This window comes from Aliivibrio sifiae, assembly GCF_002954705.1.
In the GTDB taxonomy this organism is placed as follows: Bacteria; Pseudomonadota; Gammaproteobacteria; order Enterobacterales; family Vibrionaceae; genus Aliivibrio; species Aliivibrio sifiae_A.
On sequence record NZ_MSCO01000001.1, the window covers coordinates 2371818 to 2392906 of the forward strand.

General features: G+C 38.2%; 14 protein-coding genes. 11 read left to right on the plus strand and 3 right to left on the minus strand.

Features of this window, described 5'->3' with window-relative positions:
- The first annotated feature begins 248 nt into the window (after window positions 1-248).
- The 4 genes from mtnN (at window position 249) to BTO22_RS10605 (ending at window position 4112) form a co-directional block, all read left to right on the plus strand.
- On the plus strand, window positions 249-944 hold the full coding sequence (mtnN, locus tag BTO22_RS10590; protein WP_105055438.1) for a 5'-methylthioadenosine/S-adenosylhomocysteine nucleosidase: 696 nt from the start codon (window positions 249-251) through the stop codon (window positions 942-944).
- A 64-nt stretch (window positions 945-1008) separates the two neighbouring features.
- Complete coding sequence (locus tag BTO22_RS10595) at window positions 1009-1962, plus strand: cobalamin biosynthesis family protein (RefSeq protein ID WP_105055439.1); 954 nt, start codon at window positions 1009-1011, stop codon at window positions 1960-1962.
- Window positions 1963-2005: 43 nt separating this feature from the next.
- Window positions 2006-2617 (plus strand): TRIC cation channel family protein, encoded by a 612-nt coding sequence (locus BTO22_RS10600; RefSeq protein ID WP_105055440.1) that lies wholly within the window; start codon window positions 2006-2008, stop codon window positions 2615-2617.
- Between the two features lie 187 nt (window positions 2618-2804).
- Window positions 2805-4112, plus strand: coding sequence for a peptidoglycan DD-metalloendopeptidase family protein (locus BTO22_RS10605; protein WP_181044627.1), 1308 nt, complete (start codon window positions 2805-2807; stop codon window positions 4110-4112).
- Between the two features lie 60 nt (window positions 4113-4172).
- On the opposite strand, the gene BTO22_RS10610 is transcribed toward BTO22_RS10605, so the two are convergent.
- From BTO22_RS10610 to erpA, 3 genes are all read right to left on the minus strand, one after another.
- Window positions 4173-7268: an efflux RND transporter permease subunit gene (locus BTO22_RS10610; protein WP_105055442.1), complete on the minus strand. Its 3096-nt coding sequence runs from the start codon at window positions 7266-7268 to the stop codon at window positions 4173-4175.
- A 9-nt stretch (window positions 7269-7277) separates the two neighbouring features.
- Window positions 7278-8390: an efflux RND transporter periplasmic adaptor subunit gene (locus tag BTO22_RS10615; RefSeq protein ID WP_105055443.1), complete on the minus strand. Its 1113-nt coding sequence runs from the start codon at window positions 8388-8390 to the stop codon at window positions 7278-7280.
- 137 nt (window positions 8391-8527) lie between these two features.
- Window positions 8528-8869, minus strand: coding sequence for an iron-sulfur cluster insertion protein ErpA (gene erpA, locus BTO22_RS10620; RefSeq protein WP_045101254.1), 342 nt, complete (start codon window positions 8867-8869; stop codon window positions 8528-8530).
- A 234-nt stretch (window positions 8870-9103) separates the two neighbouring features.
- Between erpA and hemL the strand changes: the two genes are divergently transcribed.
- From hemL to BTO22_RS10655, 7 genes are all read left to right on the plus strand, one after another.
- Entirely contained in the window at window positions 9104-10399 is a 1296-nt protein-coding gene (gene hemL / locus BTO22_RS10625; RefSeq protein WP_105055444.1) for a glutamate-1-semialdehyde 2,1-aminomutase, read from the plus strand.
- A 270-nt stretch (window positions 10400-10669) separates the two neighbouring features.
- Window positions 10670-11755: an AI-2E family transporter gene (locus BTO22_RS10630; protein WP_105055445.1), complete on the plus strand. Its 1086-nt coding sequence runs from the start codon at window positions 10670-10672 to the stop codon at window positions 11753-11755.
- A 125-nt stretch (window positions 11756-11880) separates the two neighbouring features.
- A complete protein-coding gene (rsmC, locus tag BTO22_RS10635; RefSeq protein ID WP_105055446.1) occupies window positions 11881-12900 on the plus strand; it encodes a 16S rRNA (guanine(1207)-N(2))-methyltransferase RsmC in 1020 nt (339 codons plus the stop codon).
- Between the two features lie 164 nt (window positions 12901-13064).
- The gene (locus BTO22_RS10640; RefSeq protein WP_105055447.1) at window positions 13065-16445 is read left to right on the plus strand and encodes a response regulator; all 3381 of its coding nucleotides are present in this window, start codon (window positions 13065-13067) and stop codon (window positions 16443-16445) included.
- Window positions 16446-17255: 810 nt separating this feature from the next.
- Entirely contained in the window at window positions 17256-18929 is a 1674-nt protein-coding gene (locus BTO22_RS10645; RefSeq protein ID WP_105055448.1) for an ABC transporter substrate-binding protein, read from the plus strand.
- A 144-nt stretch (window positions 18930-19073) separates the two neighbouring features.
- Window positions 19074-20060, plus strand: a complete 987-nt coding sequence (locus tag BTO22_RS10650) for an ABC transporter permease (RefSeq protein WP_105055449.1) — start codon at window positions 19074-19076, stop codon at window positions 20058-20060.
- A 2-nt stretch (window positions 20061-20062) separates the two neighbouring features.
- Entirely contained in the window at window positions 20063-21088 is a 1026-nt protein-coding gene (locus tag BTO22_RS10655) for an ABC transporter permease (RefSeq protein ID WP_060994147.1), read from the plus strand.
- Window position 21089 lies beyond the last annotated feature (1 nt).

The window sequence follows — 21089 nt, forward strand, 5'->3', positions numbered from 1 at the left end:
TAACAAGGGAAACTGTGATTTGAATCACTCGCTCCGTGTCAGTGGATGCGCAGTATAGGCAAATCAGATTTTCCTGCAAGCCTTTTTATTAAAAAAAATACCGTTCGAACAAAAATTAAACGATATGGTTGCATATAATGCTAAAAATGGTGTTTTATTGCCAATTCACTTAATGACTCTTAGTCTCCTCACTCCTTAATAGCTATGTTACAATCCCCTCCTATTCAAACTTTTATCGAGATATATACATGAAAATCGGCATTATCGGTGCAATGGAACAAGAAGTTGCCATTCTAAAAGAGCAGATTGAAGGATTAACAACAACTGTAAAAGCTGGCTGTACTTTCCATATTGGTACACTTTCAGGAACTGATGTTGTTTTATTGCAATCAGGTATTGGTAAAGTTGCAGCAGCAGTTGGAACAACCTTGCTTATTTCTGATCATAATGTAGAACTTGTACTAAACACAGGTTCAGCTGGTGGGTTTGATTCATCACTAAATCTTGGTGATGTCGTAATTTCAACAGAAGTACGTCACCATGATGCAGACGTAACAGCTTTTGGTTACGAAATGGGGCAAATGGCACAGCAACCAGCTGCTTTCAAAGCCGACGAGAAATTAATGTCTGTGGCAGAGCAAGCATTAACACAAATGGAAAATAAACACGCTGTACGTGGCTTAATCTGTACTGGTGATGCTTTTGTATGTACTCCAGAGCGTCAAGCATTTATCCGCACTCACTTCCCAGCAGTTATCGCTGTTGAAATGGAAGCATCAGCAATTGCTCAAACTTGCCACCAGTTTGAAACTCCATTTGTTGTTGTTCGTGCAATTTCAGATGTTGCTGATAAAGAGTCACCAATGAGCTTTGAGGAGTTTTTACCTCTTGCAGCGCAAAGTTCATCAGAAATGGTGACTAAAATGGTCGCATTGCTAAAATAATTGCAACATAATTGAGCTAGCAAATTAGTTAGCTCAATTCTTTCCCTCTATATAGTAAACATATATGTCTGAAAAATTATCTTTACTCATTGCTGATTACTCTCTATTGGTTTTATGGGGAGCGTTATTATTCCATTTACTTCTGCCTATTCCTGTTCATGCTCATCCTATGACTATTTGGCGAAAATTCGCTGAATTATTATCTACAAAAGTAAATACAGCTCGCTCCTATAAACAGCGTCTAATTTCAGGCTCGCTTGCTTGGACGTTAATGATTATCCCCGCTATTATTGTTTATGTTGCTGCATTGCCTCTTATTTGGAATCTGCCTTTATTTAATCTAGGATTACTTTTAATCTCTTTAGAATGGCGAGCGGTCGAAAAACTTTGTAAAGATACGATACAAGCAATCAACCAAGAAGATAAAAAAGAAGCCAAAACGGTTTTAATACCTTGGTTAAATAGAGATGTAGAACCACTTTCTCTTTTAGGTTTAGGGAAAGCAAGTGCTGAAACAATGGTATTAGGCTATGCACGAACCGTAATTGGCGTGCTGTTCTGGTATGGTATTGCTGGAGGAGTTGGGGCTTTTATTTATCGTTTATCTTTAGAATTAGCTCGGGCTTGGTCACCTTCAAGAGACTCATTTAGGCCATTTGGTATTCCTGCATTAACCATTCAAACTGTTCTAGATTTCATTCCTTTAAAGATTTTCAGTATCCTATGCCTTTTAGGCAAACATTTTCAAATCACCCTATCTACACTCAAACAACAAAAGAAAAGTTGGCCAAATAAAAATAATGCATGGCTACTTATCATTATTGGCAAAAAATTTGAGCTTTCTATGGGCGGTCCTGTTATTTATCAAGGCAATAAAATCACTAGATCAAAGCTTGGAGGTAAAATAGCTCCTTCTGCTATTCATTTAGCGCAAATACATCGTTTTTTAAGTTGGAGAATAGCTATCTGGCTAATCCTTCAAAGCACTCTAATGGTTATAATCAAACATGGTTTATAACTGTACTCTTAACAACATCATGCAGTAAGTCATAGAGGACAAGATGTTAATCTATATAATTGATATGTTCGGCACCGCCATCTTTGCTATTTCGGGAGTGTTATTAGCAGGACGGTTAAAAATGGACCCTTTCGGCGTCACAGTACTTGCGAGTGTGACCGCTATCGGTGGAGGCACTATTCGAGATATGGCACTTGGTGCTACCCCTGTTTTCTGGATTACTGATACTAACTATTTATTAGTCATTTTTATTACCTGCATTTTAACCATGTTAATCATTAGAAAACCTAAACGCCTCCCTTGGTATGTTTTGCCAGTGTCCGATGCTATTGGATTAGCAGTCTTTGTCGGTATCGGCGTTGAGAAAGCATTAAAATATAATGCAGATCCTATGGTGGCTGTAATTATGGGAGTAATTACTGGTTGTGGCGGTGGAATAATTAGAGATGTGCTTGCACGTGAAGTACCAATGGTACTAAGAAGTGAGGTATATGCTACAGCTTGTATTGCAGGAGGTATCGTTCATACCTCAGCACTCGAATGCAATGTTCAGAGTTCAACCGCTATGCTGATGGGGGTCGCCACCACCTTAGTTATTCGATTAGCAGCAATTCGATGGCACCTTTCATTACCAACATTTGCATTGAACAAGTAATAGCGAAATAGGCAGGATATCAACTGCCTATTTATTTACTTACCTTAAGCTTGACGATTTATTGAACTTTTATGAGAAAAAAGGTGACCAAGCTTTAACTATAACCTCGTTTCATAGTAGTTAACTGCAAAACAGGCTACACTTCTATGTTGTTATTTGTATTCAATATTTACTACCTAATCGAATGATATTATCTAAATTAACTCGCATTCCTGTAATTCATCGCATTCTTATTGGTATTTGTAGTGCTGGTATAGCGGCAACCATTGCCACGATTCCCGATACTGTTGCACCCGATTCTGGGTTTTACAAACTATCAATTGGCCAAAGCTATCCTGTAGAGATCCGTCAGGAATCTCTTGTTTCGCATGAACTAACCGAAAAAAACAAACAACTTTCTTGGGAAACCTACACTGTTAAGCCGGGAGAAAGTGCGTCCGTCTTATTTAGTCGGGTTGGCTTAACCGCTCGCCAACTTTATAATTTAACTAGCAGTGATAAAGAAATTGAGACACAGCTGACTCGTCTTCGTCCCGGAGATAAATTAAAGTTTGGTTTTAATCAAGATCAAGAAATCATTCAGCTTATTCGTCCTATCAGTAAATTTGAAACCTACCGTATTAATAAAATAGGCGATAATTACCTTGGTCTATTTGAAAAACAAGAAATAGAAACTCAACTGAATTACACCAAAGCAACCATTACCTCCAACTTTTGGAATGCTTCTATTGGTGCAAGCTTAAATGCAAATCAAATTATGGAACTGGCTGGTATTTTTGGATGGGATATAGACTTTGCACTAGATATTCGAGAAGGCGATAACTTTAAAGTTCTTTATGAAGAAAAGTATGTCGAAGGCGAATACGCCGGAAAAGGTAATATCATCGCCGCCTCATTTACCAATCGTGGAGATACTTTTACTGCTATCCGTAATGATAAAAATGGAAATTTCTACGAACCAAATGGTCGAGCCATGAAAAAAGCCTTTTTACGCTCACCAATCAATTTTCGTTATGTTAGCTCTAACTTTAATCCTCGTCGATTACACCCAGTAACGGGGCAAAGAAAAGCACACCGAGGAACCGATTATGTAGCTCCAGTCGGTACTCCTATTTGGGCCGCAGGTGATGGTGTTGTAGATAAAGCAGGTTATAACCAATTTAATGGTAACTATGTATTCATTCGTCACAGTAATACTTACATTACTAAATACCTACACATGACTAAGCGTTATGTTAAAGCTGGCCAACGAGTGAAACAAGGCGACACAGTTGGTACGCTTGGTGGTACTGGGCGAGTCACGGGCCCCCACTTACATTATGAATTTTTGGTAAATGGCGTTCATAAAGATGCAAGAACCGTCTCTTTACCTCAATCAAAATCGTTAACAGGTAACGATAAAAAAGAGTTTGAAGTTGTTGCTAAAGAGCGCTTAAAGCAGTTAGAACAATACAGCGAATTTATTGTAGGTAACCACCCAGTAATCACTCACTAAACAATAAATCACCATCATCATAATTGCCCTAATGATCGTAATATTCATTAGGGCATCTTTTTAATGGTTTCTATCTATATCTTTATCTCTACCAAGCATTAATAAACACGGTGTTAATACCAAAGTTAATACTGTAGCAAATGCTAACCCTCCAGCAACTGCTGTTGCTAATTGAGACCACCACTGTGTACTTGGCGCTCCAAATTCAACTTTTTGATTAACTAAATCAATATTCATTTCAAGAACCATGGGCATTAAACCTAAGATAGTTGTTACCGTTGTTAGCAGTACAGGTCTTAAACGCTGAATTCCAGTACGTAAAATTGCATCAACTTTTTCAAGACCGTCTTTACGTAAAGTGTTGTAAGTATCAATAAGTACAATATTATTATTAACGACGATTCCCGCTAAGGATATAACCCCTATCCCTGACATAATTATACCAAAAGGACGTTGGAATATAAGTAAACCAGCAAACACTCCAACCGTGGAGAATAGAACCGCACTTAAAATTAAAAAGGCCTGATAAAAACTATTAAATTGAGTGACTAGAATTATTGCCATTACCGCTAAAGCAACAATAAAAGCATTCTGAAGAAATGCTGCAGAATTATTTTGCTCTTCATTCTGCCCCCTTAATTTAAACTCAACACCTTCAGGTAAATCTAAAGCAACAAGAGCCGATTCAATTTTAGGTAACTCAATACTTAAATTATACCCCTCACTCATATCAGCTTTAACCGTTAGGATTCTATGGCCGTCAATACGATGAATTGTATCTTGTTTGTGAGTAGGGATAATTCGAGCAAAATTAGTAATAGGCACTAATCCCAATACCGTTTTTACTCTTAATTCATCAAAGCGTCCAATGTCTCGATGCTCTTCAGGGAAACGAACTAAAATATCAACCTGCTCATCATTATCATCTGGTAAATAGTCACCAATCTTCAGACCATTAGTAACAAATTGAACCGTATTACCGACAAGAGTTGCATCAGCGCCAAAACGTGCGGCATCATCTCGACGAATATCAATTTTCCAATCAATACCTTGCTTGTTTGAAGTATCACTAATATTAGTAAAAGCAATATTCCCATCAAGCCAAGACCTAACTTGCTTGACTGCTTGATTTAAGTCATTCCCATTACGAGCACTCATTTCTATCACTAAATCATGCTCACTTGGAGGACCAGCATTCGGTGTACTGAACTCTAAATCAATTCCCGCAACATCCTTTGTTTTTAACCTTAAATCTTCAATAATCTCTTTTACTGATCTGCGGTATTGCCAATCCACTGGTGTGATTTGTATTTGTCCAATATCATCATCCCCCCCCGTTCGAGTATAAACACTGTCTAACTCATCCATTCCTAGAATTTGTTCCTGAACTTCAACCATTAATTTATCTTTTTCATTAATAGAAAGATCCCCATAAGATCGAACTTTAACGGTTAAAAAAGGCGGATCAACATCAGGAAAGAAAACCACACCTAAGCCTGCTTTAGCATAAGTAAATCCGATACCAATAGAGAATATAATAGCAAGAAATAAGATCTTAAATGGGTGCTTTAATGCAATGGAAAGAGTTTGAAAGTAAACCTTCGTAATCCCTTCAGCCTTATTATAATCACCATGACTCAAGGCATATAATGTCTCTTTTTTCTCAGGACGTATTTGTTGAGGTTTTCCGAATAAACTCCCTAATACAGGAACAAATAAAAGTGCCATAAACAAGGAGGCACTTAATGTTGCTATCAAAGTGAGCGGCAGATATTTCATAAATTCGCCAGTGATATCTGGCCAGAATAATAAAGGAGCAAAAGCTGCTAATGTTGTCGCTGTAGATGCCGTAATTGGCCATGCCATTCGCTGAGCCGCTTCTCGATAAGCTTCTACTCTATGCGCGCCTTCTTGCATTCTTCTATCTGCATACTCGGTAACAACAATAGCGCCATCAACCAGCATCCCAACGGCCATTATAAGTGAAAATAACACTACAATATTGATCGTTAAACCAAATAAAGCCAATACCAACAATCCAGTCAAAAAAGAGCCAGGAATAGAGATCCCAACAAGTAAAGCCGTTCTTACCCCCAAAATAGCAATAATCACAATCACGACTAATAAGATGGCTGAAAGGATATTATTTTGAAGATCATTAAGCATGATCTTAACGTCTTTTGACTCATCCCACGTGTATTTAACTAATAAATTATTTGGCCATGAATCAAGCTCTTGAGCACCAGCTAAAACCGCTTTTACTATCTCAACAGTTTCAATAATGTTTTCACCAGAGCGTTTTTTGATGTCTAAAACAATCGCTTTTTCACCATTCAGCCGAGCGTAACTGTTTGGATCCCTAAAGGCTTTTCGAACCGTTGCAATATCCCCAAAAGTAACAACTTGCTTACCATCCACTTTAATCGGTAGCTCAAGGACATCTTTTAATGAATCAAAAACAGAAGGAACTTTAACTGAAAATCGTCCATAACCAGTATCAACAAACCCTGCGGCTACTACACGATTATTCAGTGCAATAAGATTATAAATAGCGGCTTGATCTAATCCGTAACTTTCTAATAAAAGAGGATCGACAATAATTTCAACGACATCCTCTCGATCACCGGCAATATCAACCTCTAAAATTTGTTTATAGCTTTCTAACTTATCTCGTAATTGACGAGCTATTTGAACGGTCGTACGCTCTGGTACCGTGCCATATAACACCACAGAAAGAACCGCTTGCTCGGCAGCTAAAGTGACTTCATTTACCGTTGGCTCATCACTTTCCTCTGGTAAATCTGGTTTTACCAAATCAACGGCATCTCTAACGTCTGTTAACGCCTTATCTAAATCCGTTCCTACGCTAAACTCCAGAGTTACCGAACCATGCCCCTCACCAGCGACTGCCGTCATTTCCTTAATACCTTCAATAGAGCGTAATTCTTGCTCCATAGGACGAACAAGCAAACGCTCTGAATCTTCAGGGGAAATCCCCTGATGACTCATGGACACATAAATAATAGGTATAGTGATGTCAGGATTTGACTCTTTTGGGATGATAATATAGGTAGAGATACCAGCAATAAACAATAATACCAATAGCATTAACATAGTTCGAGAGCGACTCAATGCTGCATTAATAATAGCTAACATATGACTTCCCTATTTTCGTTGAGCGTGAATAAAATCACCATCACGGACAAATCCTTGTCCTACCGTAATGATATCAACATCATTACCAAGCCCTGTTAGCCAAATACCATCATCTTCTGCTTTTACTAATTGAATAGGAATAAATTTAACACGTAGTTCGCTCTCTGAGTTCCCCTCACTTTGAACCACAGTTTTAACCCCTAAATCCCCACCTTCATTCAATGCGAGCATTGCAGGAGAAACCTTTATTGCTGGTTGAAGAGCAAGGTTTATAACCACTTCAGCACTCATTCCAGCAAAGATCTGAGCGCCCGTGTTAGGAATTTCTATTTCGACAGCAAATGTATTCGTTGATAAAGAAGACACCCTTGAGATATATCGAATATCCCCTTCTATAGAAGTATCATTAATAAAAATCACTTCGGCTTTTTGATGTTTCACTAGCTGTTCGATATGCCTTTCACTGACATTGACTTCAATAACAAGAGGATCTAAAACAACCAATTTTGCAACGGGATCACCACGACTAACAAAATCACCGACTTCAACAAAAAGGTGCTCAACAACACCATCAAATGGTGCCGTAATCGTAGTATTTTTAAGAATGAGTTCAGCATTTCTAACTCTCGCTTTAGCTTCAGCTAACGACGCTTGGGCCTTGCTAAAAGCAACATCTCCTTGCAAACCTTTACTACGAAGCTGTTTCGCTGCATTAAATTCTTTTAAACGAACTGAATAAATCGCCTTTACTTGGCTCAATTGTAAATCTAGATCTGCCATATCTAAGAGAGCAATAGGTTGTTCTTTTTTTACTCGCTCCCCTTTTTTTACTAGAAATGTTTCAATTTGAGCGGCAACTTGAGCACCTAAGGTCGTTTGACGATCAGGAGCAGTTCGGCCATAAAGAGAAATAGTTTTATGAGTAGGTATTGATTGAAAGTGCTCAACAATGACGTTAGCCAAAGGAACATTAAGTGTTGGGCTCGTTTGTTTTACTTCTGAATTTTCAGCATGAGAAGGGCCGCTCATTATCCATAAAAATAAGCTGAGAAATAAAAAAGATGAGATTATCCATGGTCGATGAATAAGATAGGAAAAAAAAGCAGGTGCGTATTTACCCATAGCAACAATCCTTAGTGCTTTAGAGGTAGATAAACAGTAATACACCCTAATTTACTGTGAAACTAATAAACCTTTATACATAAATTAAATAAAAAAGGGAAGTGAGAAAACCTCCACTTACCCTTCTATATCAGCAGTTAAACGCTGAATGACGCCCCGCAACCACATGTTGTCGTTGCATTAGGGTTATTGATGAAGAAACGAGACCCTTCTAAGCCTTCTGTATAATCAACAACGCCGCCAATTAGGTATTGTAAACTCATAGGGTCAACTACCAATGTAACGCCGTCATTTACAAGTGTCATATCACCTTCGTTTACGTCTTCATCGAAAGTAAATCCGTATTGGAAACCACTACAACCACCACCTGTAATATAAACACGTAGTTTTAGATTTGGATTTTCTTCTTCTGCTATTAACGTTTTTACTTTTGCTGCTGCAACATCAGAAAACGTTAACGGCACAGATACATCACTCATTTAAACCTCTCAAGATTGGTTTCCAATTCTATTTTAATTCTGATTATCTAATACCTGACTGTTTCATTCAAGTATTCAATACTTCCATCGTACCAAACAGCGCTAGTCATCTCTCATTCAACACGATTATTTACTTATTAGATGGGGATTAATACGATCAACTCAAGCATTCTGATTCAATTTAGGTACAATAACCGCCAACTGGTCCAATTAATTACTATGAGGATATAAGTAATGACCAAATCAGCAGAACTATTTACAAAGGCACAAGAAAAAATCCCTGGTGGTGTTAACTCTCCTGTTCGTGCTTTTGCTGGCGTTGGTGGTTCACCAATTTTTGTTGAGCGTGCCGATGGCCCGTTAATTTTTGATGCCGATGGTAAAGCTTATATTGATTATGTTGGCTCTTGGGGCCCAATGATCCTTGGTCATAACCATGCAGCTATTCGTGAAGCTGTTATCTCAGCAGCGCAGCGTGGTTTAAGTTTCGGTGCTCCAACAGAGACTGAAATTGACATGGCTGAACTTGTTTCTGAACTAGTTCCATCAATGGAACAAGTTCGTATGGTAAGTTCTGGTACAGAAGCAACCATGAGCGCTATTCGCCTTGCTCGTGGTTATACTAGCCGTGACAAGATCATGAAATTTGAAGGTTGTTACCACGGCCATGCAGACAGCTTATTAGTAAAAGCAGGCTCTGGTGCACTAACTCTTGGCCAACCAAGTTCTCCTGGCGTACCTGCTGATTTTGCAAAATATACACTAACAGCAACGTTCAATAACTTGGACTCTGTGCGTGAAATGTTTGCCGCTAACAAAGATGAAATTGCTTGTATTATTGTTGAACCAGTCGCAGGAAACATGAATTGTATTCCACCTGTTGAAGGATTCCATGAAGGTCTTCGTGAAATCTGTAACGCAGAAGGCGCCCTATTAATCTTTGATGAAGTAATGACTGGTTTCCGTGTTGCAGAGAATTGTGCTCAAGGCTATTACAATATTAAGCCTGACCTAACTTGTTTAGGTAAAGTTATCGGTGGCGGTATGCCAGTTGGGGCTTTTGGTGGCCGTAAAGATGTTATGCAATACATCGCACCTACTGGTCCAGTTTACCAAGCAGGTACACTTTCTGGTAACCCTGTAGCAATGGCAGCTGGTTTTGCTTGTTTAAAAGTGCTAACAGAAGAAGGCAATGAAAAGCGCCTTGCAACTACAACCAAACAATTAGCGCTAGGCTTAAAAGAGCTAGCAAATAAACACGGTATCCCAATGGTGGTAAATTACGTTGGCGGCATGTTTGGTTTCTTCTTTACAGATCAAGAGACAGTAACCACTTACGAAGACGTAACCAAATGTGATATCGATCAATTCAAGCGTTTTTTCAATCTAATGCTAACACATGGCGTCTACCTTGCTCCTTCAGCTTTTGAAGCTGGCTTTACCTCTTTAGCTCACGGGCCAAAAGAAATAGAAGCAACGTTAGAAGCAGCAGATCGTAGCTTTGCAAAAATGGCTTCCAAAGCGAAATAAACACAAAGTAATTAAATAATGGCTTATCTATCCCTTAGAGAGGCCATTTTTATTGCCAAAAATACATCACTAATATTCCTAACCCCACAACAATAATTGGTATAATTGGTATAATTGGTAATGTTCTTTTTTTATTACTACTGCACGTATCTTTCCCACAACAGCCCATAATTACTCTCCATTATATTCTTGCTAAGCTAGCCAAGTATCTATATAACTTAACTTACCATCATTACTTATAAATAGCTTACAGCATCATAAGGGAAGAATGTGTCTCATTTCAATAAACTAAATTCTAGCCATTGGGTTTTAATTGCAGCCTTACTCGCATCTGGTTATGCGTGTTTCCTATTAATACAACCTTATTTAAACCCGATTGTTCTCGCATTTATTATGTCTCTTTTATTTGCACCTCTACATAATAAAATCAGCGAAAAATTACCAAATAGCCCTAATACAGCTGCAATTTTATCTTGTACCGCTTTAACTTTTATTATCGCTATTCCTTTATTTTTTGTCTTTGTAGCCCTTGTTCAACAAGGTGCTACATTTTCAAAAGATGCTTATCATTGGGTTACTGAAGGTGGTGTTCAAACCTTATTTGAGCACCCTATTGTTTCTCAAGTCTTAGCCTTTATTAATAAACATTTACCTTTTGACGCTATTGACCCTGCTGAAATTACTCAAAAAATCGCTCAACTTGCTTCACAAGTAGGAACAAAAGTTGTTGGCGTCAGTGCTCAAATATTAGGAGATGTGACTAATGTCCTAATGAATTTCTTCTTAATGTTATTTGTTCTTTTCTTCTTATTACGAGATCAAGATAAAATCATTTCAGCTTTTCGCCATGTACTTCCTCTTTCAAGAAGTCAAGAAGACCGCTTACTTGACGAAATTGAAGAAGTGTCAAAGTCAGCAATTCTTGGATCTTTCTTGACCGCGATAGCTCAAGGCTTAGCTGGTGGCTTTGCGATGTGGTTAGCAGGATTTCCTGGTCTATTTTGGGGAACAATGATGGGATTTGCTTCCTTTATCCCTGTTGTTGGAACCGCTCTTATTTGGGTACCAGCAACAATTTATCTGCTATTAACGAACCAATGGGAATGGGCAATTTTCTTAACCGCTTGGGGAGTATTGGTCGTAGGTTCAATTGATAACATCGTTCGACCATTATTAATGCAAGGTAACTCAGGTATGAATACGTTGCTTATTTTCTTCTCCTTATTAGGTGGTATTCACCTGTATGGCTTAATTGGCTTAATTTATGGCCCTATAATTTTTGCGTTAACTCTAGTTCTATTTAATATGTATGAAACTGAATTTAAATCATTTTTAGACCAACAAGATAAAAATTAACACCTTAAGCTCTATTAGGTAGAGGCTGTATTTATTTACTCACGTAAACAGCCTCTTACTTTTCTTTTCCTTCCCCTTTCTTTGTGGGACAATCTCGCCAGTTTTTGTATTCTTTCGAGGCCATTATGTCTTACTCTGCTCCAAGTCAAATCACTCAGCGTCAACTTGCCTATTTTGAAGGTAAGCATGTTCTTATTGCCGGTGAGCTCATTGATGATTTTCCTATTGAGCTAGATAAGCATTGTGCTTCTACATCTATCTTTACCACCAATTACGCTTACTATCAGCAATTTTCAGAACATCAATCTATCAAGTGCCATTTCGGCGCAGAGTTAGTAGAAGACACCAATGCTGATATGATTTTACTTTATTGGCCAAAAGCAAAAGCTGAGGCTGAATATTTACTTACAATGCTACTAGCAAAACTAGGTAAAGATACCGAAATCGTTGTTGTCGGTGAAAACAGAAGTGGTGTGAAAAGCATTGAAAAAATGTTTGCCGATTTAGGGCCTATCAATAAATTTGATTCAGCTCGTCGTTGCAGTTTTTATTGGGGAGAATGTACAAAAAACGTTCCTACATTCACCCTACAAGATTGGTTTAAAGAGTATCAAGTTCAATTTAAAGAGCACACAATTGAAGTAAGAAGCCTACCTGGTGTATTTAGTCATGGTGAATTTGATAAGGGTTCTGAATTACTACTACAAACACTACCATCATTGCGTGGACACGTACTTGATTTTGGTTGTGGTGCAGGTGTTTTAGGTTCAGTAATGAAAACGTTAAATCCTAAAATTCATTTAGATATGGTTGATATAAGTGCTCTAGCGATTGCATCTTCGATTGAAACATTAAAAGCAAATGGCATAGAAGGTAATGTATTTGCGAGTGATGTGTACTCTAATACCAAAGAAAACTATCAATTTATTGTAAGTAATCCACCTTTTCATGCAGGGTTAAAAACTCACTACTCTTCAACCGAAGAATTACTTAAGAAAGCACCACAAAATCTCACTCATCAAGGACAACTTATTTTAGTTGCTAATAGTTTTTTACAATACCCTCCAATTATTGAAAATGCATTTGGGCATTGTGAAACTTTAGCGAAGAATAATAAATTCAAAATCTATTCAGCTCAAAAATAATTATTGTCTACCGTCGCACTTTAATGCTCTGTTGCTTGATTTTTAACGTAATTTACGTATAAGAGGCAACAGAGCTTCTCGTTAAAATCCCCAAACACATGTTTACTGACATGTTAATTGTGTCAATTTCGCTGAATGGATAACAGTGCAGACTAGGCCTTAAAATGGAAAAAAAACAACACTTTAAACGTCTTCAAAATACGTTAATGCTAGCATTCCTCGTGTTAAGTATTACGCCACTTTCAATTATTGCTATTTTCTTTCTTCACTCTCATAGCCAAGATCTAGCAACACAAAGTACCGCTCACCTTGTTTCATTACGAGACAATAAAGAACAACAAGTTAGTAATTACTTTAAAGCCAGAGAATCTGAAGTCTTAGGTTTTGCTCGTTCAGAATTAGCGAATGCAAGCGGTGGCCGATTCTATGGTTTAATCAGCGCATTCCCTAGCTTAGGAACATCGATAGAGAACGCAAGAAAAAATGCTCAATTACGATATATCGAAGGTTCTGGAGATAAAGTTCGAACCAGTATTTTACCTGAATCAGATTCATATATTGGCAGTGAACGTTATCGCCTTCTACATAAACGTTATCATTGGGCTTATCAAGAGTTACTCAAACGTTCTGATTTTACAGATATATTACTTGTTGATATTAATGGTAATGTCGTCTATTCAACTAAAAAAGAAGATAACTACGGTACCAACTTACTGACAGGTAAATATAAAGGAACCACATTAGAAAAGACTTATAGCCACGTGCGAACTATGGTTGAAAACTCTAAAAACAAAGACAACATACCCGTTATATTTTCAGACTTTTCTTATGTAAATGGTGAAAGTATCTCGTGGTTTGCAGCTCCTATTGTCCAGCAAGGTTATTTACATAGTTTCGTATTATTTAAGCTACCAAATACAGGACTTGCAAACCTCTTAGATAACACTCAAGAAAATACATCAATTAAAACCTACTTCGTTGGTGAAGACTCTTATTCGCGTATTAATACAAGCGATACAGATAAAAATTTATCTAAAAACATGGCGGCTGCATTATCAGGAAAAACCGATGTCGGTAGCTTCATGGATAAAAACGAGCAAAAAGTGCTGGCAGCTTTCACTGCAATACATATAGATGATCACACATGGGGCTTATCTATAGAGCTACCAGAGAAAGAAGCTTTTGCTCGCATACAACAACTAGAACAGATTTTTATTATTGCTATGATTATCGCGATAGTCAGCGTTGTTATTGCCTCTCATTTTTTATCAAACTCAATAACCGCCCCTTTATTAAGATTAACATGGGCAGCAGAACGAGTATCTGCAGGAGATTTAGAGCAAGATATGATCAGCACTGACAGAAAAGATGAAATTGGTCGCCTTGCGGTAAGCTTTGCCCGTATGCAACGTTCTATCAGAGAGAAAATCCAATTGATTAAAGCTCAAAATGAGGAGCTTGAAGCAAACTTAACGGTTATCCAAAATAAAAATAACGAATTAGAAGCTGCTGATAAATTAAAAGATGAATTCCTAGCCACTACATCTCATGAATTAAGAACCCCTTTACATGGCATGGTCGGTATTGCTGAAGCACTTTACACAGGTGCTAATGGGCCGATATCTGCATCTCATAAGCACCAATTAGAGATCATAATTAATAGCGGCCAACGATTAACAAACCTTGTTAATGATTTACTGGATTACCATAAGATGCGCCATGGTAATTTAGATATTAATCGACATGTGGCCGATCTTTCTTCAGCAACAAGCTTAGTTCTTGAATTATCACAACATTTATTAGGCCACAAATCGATTCGTATCATTAATCAAGTCGATAAATCATTACCTTCGGTTTACGCCGATGAACAACGACTTGAACAAGTTTTATATAACTTAATTGGTAATGCGATTAAGTACACTTCAGAGGGTAAAATAGTTATATCTGCAAGTGCTATTGACCAATTTTTACGAGTTCAAGTCGTTGATACTGGACATGGGATCCCTGCGGATGAATTAGAGCATATCTTTGAACCTTTAATACAAGCAGGACATGACTCTAACCGTTATCGTCAAGGCTCAGGACTTGGTTTATCCATTAGTCGTCAATTAATCGAGTTAATGGGAGGTTCTTTATATGTAAGTAGTCAGCCTATGGTTGGAGCGACATTTAGCTTCACAATCCCTTTAGCAACAAAAGAACAAATCCAGCAACACAAACAATTTTCTAAAGAAGATATTGCTCATTATCAAACGCCTGAAATATTAGAATATAATTTAGATGAATTAGCTGAAAAATCACCAGAAAATCCTGACGGTCCTTTATTACTTGTTGCGGATGATGAACCAGTAAATCTTCAAGTATTAAGCAGTTTTTTAAGGTTAGAAGGCTACCGAGTTAAAACTGCAAATGATGGACCTGAGACTTTACAGGTACTACAAGAAGAAAAACCAGAATTGCTTCTTCTCGATGTTATGATGCCTGGAATGAGTGGTTATGAAGTATGTCAATCATTAAGACAACAATATGACCACTCACAGCTTCCAATCATAATGCTGACGGCATTAAATCAAACCCAAGATCGCATTAGAGGATTTGAGTCAGGGGCAAATGATTATTTAAGTAAACCATTTAATAAACAAGAATTAGCCGCTCGAATTAAAGCACACCTTCAAGCAAGTCAGGCTGAAGTCTTCCTTAACGAGAATGGGCGCTTACAGCAAGAAATTCGTCACAGAGAGAAAATTGAAGCCAGTTTATTAGAAACTCAAGCTCACATACTCGAACAACTAAATCATGCTCATGAAGCAATTGTGTGTGCAAAGAATGATGGATACATTCAATACGTAAACCAATCCGCTGCCAAGTTATTTCAAAGAACCGAAGAGCAATTGTCTCGTTATACTATTGATGAGCTTATTGCCAAAAGAAGCTTAATTGAAAATAAACAAAATTACAGAGGCAACATTGATGTATACATTGACGGCAGTATCGAACAGATAAATGCTGATCTTTTGCATTTACCAGCAGAATCAGGGCTCTCATTAATGCTTATCGTTAGTCACACACATGAAGCCAGTGAGCAACGTATTCATGACTTAGAAAGCGCCGTAGAGGCACTCTCAGCCTTCGCATTTGAAGGAGATAAACAAAAGCTAGATTCTTTATCATTGGTTGGAGGCGATATCGCTCAACTTGCTAATAAAGCAAATGAGAACAAAGAAGATAAAGGCATCATTATGAGAGAACTTATTGTTGATGGTATGACATCAGGATTAACATATTGGGAAGAAGGTACAGGGCAAACAAAGTACACTCTCGCAGAAGAGAGTGGATTATGGCGAGTTTATTTAGATAGAAGTACCTTACAAACACGAACTCTTGATAAATACCTACGAGTTGAGACCTTACCAAAGACACCAAGATGGCGCACAGTCATTAATACTCTTGAGTATATACTTGACCATTGTGAACTGCATAATCCTCAGCGAGATAAGCTAATTCGAATAAAAGATAAGCTAAAAATACTTATCTCATCCAACTAACGCCTTACACTCTAAGTATAAAAAAGCCTACATTTATTGCTAATGCCAGTCAGTTAAGCGAACATCAATAAAAACAAGGGCTTCAGACGAATTTATTACAATCATTCTGGAGCCCTTGTTGTATCTATCTTTCACTCTCTTAACGGGTACTTTGCCATATCTATTAGACATTGAATAAATAGTGCATAATTACTCAATAAAGTGACTAACTGATCGGCATTAACATTTATTGCAGGCTTTTTTATTTTCCGTTGAAATTTTACGAGCCAAAATAAGATTAAAATAGCTGTAAAAATATCTATTATTTAAGGAAAAAAATCATCTAATAACACAGTCTTAATACTTTTGTCATGATAATGAGAAGCCACTCACAACAAATCTAAAGTGATAATTTTAGCAAAAAAATTAACGATACAGATCACAAGTGATCACTGTCACTATCTATTCAGAAGAAAAGTAATGACTATAAAACAAAGAACAACAAGGTAAGCACCCACTAACAATGCACCATAAAAAATGGTATTAACGGGAGCAATATCACATTGAAAATAGCGAACAAAAAACAACCAACATTATCAATAATGACGTTTTTAACGTTATAAAAAGAGATTTTTCCGTTTTTAACGGGAATCGAAATTGACGTTTTAGTGATAAAACTGTTTCCTATACATGCCCAAGGCCTACAGACCACTCAACAACTGTTTAGGATGTTCTGGAAAAACTGGATTTGAGGTAGGCCTCAATGTGTATTTATCAAATTGTTAAATACGTATATATAGTGAAACATAAAGCAAAGAGTAAGGAACAGCTATGCTTGCCAATATTAAAAAAACTACACTAGCTGCTGCAGTGCTTGCAGCAACAACGGGTTTTGCAGCTACGGATGCAGCTGCACGAAGTGAGCTAACAGTAGTACCTGATTTCTACCCTACAATGATTCAAAACTTTAACCCATACCTTGCAACTAACCTTCGTACAACAACAGATTTTGTTTACGAACCACTAGTTATCTTTAATGAAATGCACGGTAATGAGCCAGTAATGCGTCTTGCAGAAGACTTCCGCATGTCTGACGACCTAATGAGTGTTACTTTTGACATTCGTAAAGGCGTTAAATGGTCTGACGGCGAAAAATTTACTGCTGACGATGTTATGTATTCTTATCAGTTACTAAAAGACAAGCCTGAGCTTGATCAACGTGGTATCAATAAGTGGGTAACAAAAGTTGAACGCCTAAATGAATACCAAGTAAAATTCAGCCTATCAGAAGCTAACTCAAACGTACCTTATGAAATTTCTCTAGTACCAATCGTTGCAGAACATGTTTGGTCTAAAGTAGAAAATCCAACAACGTTCACCAATGAAAATCCAGTTGGTACAGGTCCGTTCACTGAAATTGATACATTTACACCACAACTTTACATTCAGTGTCGTAACCCTAACTATTGGGATAATGATAACCTAGATGTTGACTGTCTACGTGTTCCTCAAATTGCGAACAATGACCAACTACTTGGTAAAATCGTAAACTCTGAGCTGGATTGGACTTCATCTTTCATTCCTGACATCGACCGTACTTACGCATCAGCAAGCCCTAGCCACCAATACTGGTACCCGCCATCAGGTACACAAGCATTAATGGTTAACTTCAAAAACCCAGATGCAGCTAAAAATGAAGCGTTAACAAACGTTGAATTCCGTCGAGCTATGGGTATGGCTCTTGACCGTCAAACTATCATCGACATCGCATTCTACGGTGGTGGTACAGTGAATGATTTCGCATCAGGTCTTGGTTATGCATTTGAAGCATGGTCTGATGAAGCGATTCATAATAAGTATAAGAAATTTAATACTTACAATGTTGAAGGCGCTAAGAAGCAATTAGCTAAAGCTGGCTTTAAAGATGTGAATGGCGATGGTTATGTTGATACTCCATCAGGTAAATCATTTGAACTTCTAATTCAATCTCCAAACGGTTGGACTGACTTCAACAACACAGTACAACTTGCTGTTGAGCAGCTAGATGAAGTTGGCATTAAAGCAAAAGCTCGTACACCTGAATTCGCAGTTTATAACCAAGCGATGTTAGAAGGTACATACGACCTAGCTTACACTAACTACTTCCACGGTGCGGATCCACACCTATACTGGAACAGTGCATACAACTCAGCACTACAAGAAGGTGATGGTATGCCTCGTTTCGCAATGCATTACTTCAAAGATGCGAAACTAGATGCACTACTTGATAGCTTCTACAAGACAGCAGACAAAGAAGAGCAAATTGAAATCGCTCATGGTATTCAGAAAATCATCGCTGAAAACCAAGTAACACTTCCTATTATGTCTGGTGCTTACATGTACCAATATAATACAAAACGCTTCACTGGTTGGTGGAACGAGAAGAATCCTAAGGGCCGTCCAAACATCTGGGCTGGTATTCCTGAGCGTCTTCTACACGTTCTTGACCTAAAACCTGTTAAGTAATATGTAAGCCTTGCGGTGCATATCTTGTGCACCGCGTATTCTCCCCTTCCCTACTAGCTAAAGGATTGGCGCTTGTCGTCAGGGGATTTTGCGTCCTGATTTCCAGGTCAGGCAAATAATATCTGGATGAGTAAGGTGTGAGTTATGGGATTTTTTCTAAGACGTTTATCGTTCTATTTTATTGCGTTGGTCGTTGCTGCAACAATTAACTTTATCATTCCGCGAGCAATGCCAGGTGACCCTGTTGTCATGATGTTTGCGAATGCCACAACTCAGGTAACTCCTGAGCGTATCGAAGCTATGAAACAACTGCTTGGTTTTGTTGATGGTCCACTTTATCAACAATACTTTATCTACATTAAAAACATTCTAACTTGGGAATTAGGTACATCTATCAAATTCTACCCTCTAAGTGTAAATACACTATTAGGTGGCGCATTTGGTTGGTCTCTTTTCTTAGCTGGTACTGCAGTTATTATCTCTTTCTCTTTAGGTTCAATCTTAGGTATTTTTGCAGCTTGGAAACGCGGCAGTGCATATGACACATTTATCTCTCCAGGGATGCTAGTTATTCAAGCGGTACCACAAGTGGTTATCGCGATGCTTGCCATGTTTACTTTTGCGGTTGGATTAAAATGGTTCCCAACAGGGTATGCGTATACTCCTGGTGTCGTTCCTGACTGGACGAGCTGGGTATTCATAAAAGATGTTGCTTACCATGCAATTCTCCCACTGATCTGTGCTTCAATTGTTCAAATTGGTGGTTTCTTAATCAACATGCGTAACAATATGATTAACCTTTTAGGTGAAGATTACATCACTATGGCTAAAGGTAAGGGATTAAGCGAAAACCGAGTTGTATTTAACTACGCAGCACGTAACGCAATGCTTCCAAGTGTTACCGCTCTTTCTATGTCTCTTGGTATGGCTATTGGTGGCCAACTTATCGTAGAAATTATCTTTAACTATCCAGGTCTAGGCTCAGTATTGTTTAATGCAATTACGTCTCGTGACTACCAAGTTCTTCAAGGTCAGCTACTTATCATGACTCTGTTCATGTTGTTCTTTAACCTTCTCGCTGACATGTTATATGTTGTTCTAGACCCTCGCCTACGCAAGGGAGGTAAATAATAATGAAAGGCTTAATTAAACTTCTTTCTGGTAACCCTAAATCACTGTTTGGCTTAGGTATCCTATTCATGTTTATCTTTGTTGCTGTCTTCGCCCCATTTCTTAGCGACCACGCTCCAGATAAACGAACAGGTAAACCACATGAATACCCTAGCTTCGTTGTAAACGCAGCTGAAAATAACCCTGACGGTTGGGTTTCTGAAAACTTAGCGACCGACCGTCGTACATTACTAATGTCTAAAAAAGCAGACCACGTAATGGGAACAACCCGTATGGGTCGTGACGTTTGGTCTCAACTTGCTCATGGTGCTCGTGTATCACTAGCGGTTGGCTTTAGTGCAGGTTTAGTTGTGTGTTTCTTAGCAACGGTTATCGGGATCTCTGCTGGTTACTTCGGAGGCAAAGTTGATGACATATTAACGGCTGCGATGAACATCATGCTGGTTATTCCTCAGTATCCATTACTGTTCGTTCTTGCCGCCTTTATTGGTGAAGCTGGACCTATGACCATAGCCCTCATAATCGGGTGTACATCCTGGGCTTGGGGCGCACGTGTAATTCGCTCTCAAACCTTAGCATTACGTGAAAAAGAATTTGTAAGAGCTGCTGAGGTACTAGGTGAATCATCATGGCGCATCATCTTTGTTGAGATTCTTCCAAACCTTATCTCAATTGTAGGTGCAAGTTTCATCGGTTCAGTAATGTACGCAATCATGATGGAAGCAACAATTTCATTCTTAGGTCTAGGTGACCCAAGTACGATTAGTTGGGGCATCATGCTGTACAACGTACAAACGTCTTCATCTATCTTAATTGGCGCATGGTGGGAATTAATCGCTCCTTGTATGGCACTGACTATTCTAGCTGTAGGCCTTGCAATGCTTAACTTTGCAGTAGATGAAATTGCTAACCCACAACTTCGTTCTCACAAAGGAATGAAACGCTGGAAAAAATTAGCAACCCAAGATACGAATGAACGTAAACCAGATTTAGCTAAACCAGTATTAAATTGGAACAGGGAAGATTGAT